Genomic DNA, 2,896 nt, shown 5'->3' with positions numbered 1-2,896 from the left:
CGGAGGGCGCGAGCCGCATCGAGTGCTTCGACATCAGCCATACCATGGGCGAGGCGACGGTGGCCTCCTGCGTGGTCTACGATCGCAGCCAAATGCAGAAGTCCGAGTACCGGCGCTTCAACATCCGCGGCATCACGCCCGGCGACGACTACGCGGCGATGCGCCAGGTGCTGTCGCGGCGCTACGAGCGCGTGAGCGCCGAGGGCGGCCGCATCCCCGACCTGATCCTGATCGACGGCGGCAAGGGCCAGGTGGGCGCGGCGCGCGCGGCGCTCAACGACCTCGGGCTGCACCAGGCCTGCGTGGTGGGCGTGGCCAAGGGGCCCGAGCGCAAGCCCGGCATGGAGGAGCTGATCCTGGAGTGGGGCGAAGGCACGCTGCAGCTGCCGCCCTCGCATCCGGGGCTGCACCTGGTGCAGCAGATCCGCGACGAGGCGCACCGCTTTGCGATCGTCGGGCATCGCGCGCGCCGCGGCAAGGCGCGCACCACCTCCATGCTGAACGAGATTCCGGGCATCGGCTCCAAGCGCCGTCAGGCGCTGATCGAGCATTTCGGCGGCCTGCGCGGGGTGCAGGCCGCGGCCATCGACGACATCGCCAAGGTGGCGGGCATCAGCCGGCCGCTCGCCGAGCGCATCTACCGCCACCTGCACGCCGCGCCGTGATTTTCAACGTTCCCAACGTCGTCACGCTGTCGCGGATCGTGCTGATCCCGCTGTTCGTCGGCCTGTACTACGTGCCCGACAGCTGGCTTTCGGAGCACGGCCGCAACCAGGTCGCCACGCTGGTGTTCATCTTCGCCAGCCTGACCGACTGGCTCGACGGCTACCTGGCGCGGCGCCTCAACCAGATGTCGGCCTTCGGCGCATTCCTCGACCCGGTGGCGGACAAGCTGATCGTGATGGGCGCGCTGGTGGTGCTGCTGTTCCTCAACCGGGTGGACATGCTGGTCGCCCTGATCATCATCGGCCGCGAGATCGCCATCTCGGCGCTGCGCGAGTGGATGGCCAAGGTCGGCCAGTCGAAGAGCGTGACGGTGGCCTTCGTCGGCAAGCTGAAGACGCTGAGCCAGATGGTGGCCATCCCGCTGCTGCTGTACCACGAGCGGCTGTTCGGCGTGGTGGACTGCCAGTGGCTGGGCACCATCCTGATCAACGTGGCGGCCGTGCTGACGGTCGTGTCGATGCTCTACTACCTGCGCCGGGCGCTGCCGCACGCCGCCCTGCGAAGCTGACGCCTCGGTTGAGGCGGGGGCGAGGCAGGCCTTATAATTCGCCCGACGAACCCATGCGGGAATAGCTCAGTTGGTAGAGCGCAACCTTGCCAAGGTTGAGGTCGCGAGTTCGAGACTCGTTTCCCGCTCCAGATTAAGATAGGGAAGGTCCCGGCGGGACCTTCCCTTTTTATTCAGCCTTCAGGCGGGGTGGCAGAGTGGTCATGCAGCGGCCTGCAAAGCCGTGTACGCCGGTTCGATTCCGACCTCCGCCTCCACTTTCTGCGGTACCGTTTCTGTTAGCGTCGGCGCGCGCAGCGCAGCCCGGGTGGCGAAACTGGTAGACGCAGCGGACTTAAAATCCGCCGACCTTAACCGGTCGTGCCGGTTCGATTCCGGCCCCGGGCACTCCCCGAAGGCGCGGCCGCCTCAGCCCGGCAGGAATTCCAGCCGGATGCGGTTGCGGCCGTAGAGGTAGGCGTAGTCGCGCGACTTGGCCAGCCGCCGGGTCAGCAGCACCCCCAGGCCGCCGATCCTGCGCGAGCGCAGGGTGGCCTCGGGCGCGAAATCGGGCAGGCCGACGTAGGGGTTGAAGGGCGGCGCCGAGTCCTCGTAGGTGACCTGCAGCCCCCCGGGGGCCGCGCGCAACCGGATCCAGACCGGCGCATCGCATTCCTCCCGGTAGCCGTGCTTCACCGTGTTGGTGAACAGCTCCTCCAGCACCAGGTTGACGCGTAAACAATCGTCATGGGCCAGCCCGGCGCGCGCAAAGAAGGCCTCCAGGAAGCGGCGCAGCGAGCGCAGCTCCCCCATCCGGGCGTAAAACATGGTGGCTTTGTCCAAGTCGGGCATTGTGCACGGTCGCCGGTCGGGACGGTCATTATAGAATCCGCTCGTCACCACCTTGGAGGGAGGGTGCAATGCGCTGGACCCTGGCAGTCTTCCTGGCGGCTTTCGCCGCCGCTTCGTACGCCCAGGACATCGGGCAGATCAAGACCGTGCGCGGCAGCGTGCACCTGGAGCGCAACGGGCAAACGCTCGTCGCCGAGCCGGGGATGCCGGTGCGCCAGGCCGACAAGCTGGTGACCGGCGACGACGGCGCGGTGGGCGTCACCTTCCTCGACAACAGCCTGCTGTCGGCCGGGCCGCGCAGCGTGCTCGGCATCGACCGCTACAGCTTCGACACCACCACGCACGCCGGCCAGTTCGACGCTTCGCTGCAGAAGGGCTCGCTCGCGGTGGTCTCCGGCAAGATCGTCAAGCAGGAGCCCGGCGCCATGCGCGTGCGCACCCCGGCCAGCGTGATGGGCGTGCGCGGTACCGAGTTCCTGGTGCGCGTGGAAGAGCCGGCCAGGTAAATCTTGGAGACCGTGCTGGTCGGCGTCGTCATGGCGCTGATCTTCGCTTTCCACAGCGAGCCGCGCATCGACGCCAGCCCCGAGACGGTCGTGGTCGTGCCCGCGGCCGACGGGCACATCGGCATGGTGGTGGTCGAGCGCGACGGCGAGCGCGCGGTGCTGAACCAGGCCTATGCCGCCAGCCGCATCGCCGGGTACGGCGGCCCGCAGGTGAGCCGCCTGCCCGAGGAGCAGGTGCGCAGCAGCTTCGCCGGCGTCCTGAGCGCGCTGCCGGCCCGCCCGATCTCCTTCCTGCTGTATTTCGTCACCGGCACCGACATCCTGA

At 68.3% G+C, this 2,896-nt stretch carries 5 protein-coding genes and 3 tRNA genes; 7 read left to right on the top strand and 1 reads right to left on the bottom strand.

Annotation, left to right across the window (positions count from 1 at the left end):
* From VFM98_RS21590 to VFM98_RS21570, 5 genes are all read left to right on the top strand, one after another.
* Positions 1–665: helix-hairpin-helix domain-containing protein (locus VFM98_RS21590; protein WP_325111947.1), on the top strand; the 665-nt coding region annotated here is incomplete at its 5' end.
* Positions 662–1,234 (top strand): CDP-diacylglycerol--glycerol-3-phosphate 3-phosphatidyltransferase, encoded by a 573-nt coding sequence (gene pgsA, locus VFM98_RS21585; protein WP_325111946.1) that lies wholly within the window; start codon positions 662–664, stop codon positions 1,232–1,234. The genes VFM98_RS21590 and pgsA, both read left to right, overlap by 4 nt.
* A gap of 55 nt (positions 1,235–1,289) precedes the next feature.
* Positions 1,290–1,365: transfer RNA gene (locus VFM98_RS21580), tRNA-Gly, on the top strand.
* Positions 1,366–1,417: 52 nt separating this feature from the next.
* A tRNA-Cys gene (locus tag VFM98_RS21575) sits at positions 1,418–1,491 on the top strand.
* A 44-nt stretch (positions 1,492–1,535) separates the two neighbouring features.
* Positions 1,536–1,621, top strand: a tRNA-Leu gene (locus tag VFM98_RS21570).
* Positions 1,622–1,642: 21 nt separating this feature from the next.
* Here VFM98_RS21570 and VFM98_RS21565 read toward each other — a convergent pair.
* Complete coding sequence (locus VFM98_RS21565; protein ID WP_325111945.1) at positions 1,643–2,041, bottom strand: ATP-binding protein; 399 nt, start codon at positions 2,039–2,041, stop codon at positions 1,643–1,645.
* A 92-nt stretch (positions 2,042–2,133) separates the two neighbouring features.
* Between VFM98_RS21565 and VFM98_RS21560 the strand changes: the two genes are divergently transcribed.
* Together VFM98_RS21560 and VFM98_RS21555 are read left to right on the top strand one after the other, a co-directional pair.
* Positions 2,134–2,571 carry a FecR family protein gene (locus VFM98_RS21560; protein WP_325111944.1) on the top strand — a complete coding sequence of 146 codons (438 nt, stop codon included), beginning with the start codon at positions 2,134–2,136 and terminating at the stop codon, positions 2,569–2,571.
* A gap of 3 nt (positions 2,572–2,574) precedes the next feature.
* Positions 2,575–2,896: hypothetical protein (locus VFM98_RS21555; protein WP_325111943.1), on the top strand; the 322-nt coding region annotated here is incomplete at its 3' end.

The sequence above is a fragment of the Ramlibacter sp. genome, from assembly GCF_035706265.1.
In the GTDB taxonomy this organism is placed as follows: Bacteria; Pseudomonadota; Gammaproteobacteria; order Burkholderiales; family Burkholderiaceae_C; genus Ramlibacter.
This window is presented reverse-complemented; position numbering and strand designations above follow the sequence as displayed.

Coding starts and splice junctions, on each gene's coding strand:
- VFM98_RS21560 (WP_325111944.1), top strand. CDS start 2,134: ATGCGCTGGACCCTGGCAGTCTTCCTGGCGGCTTTCGCCGCCGCTTCG.
- VFM98_RS21565 (WP_325111945.1), bottom strand. CDS start 2,041: ATGTTTTACGCCCGGATGGGGGAGCTGCGCTCGCTGCGCCGCTTCCTG.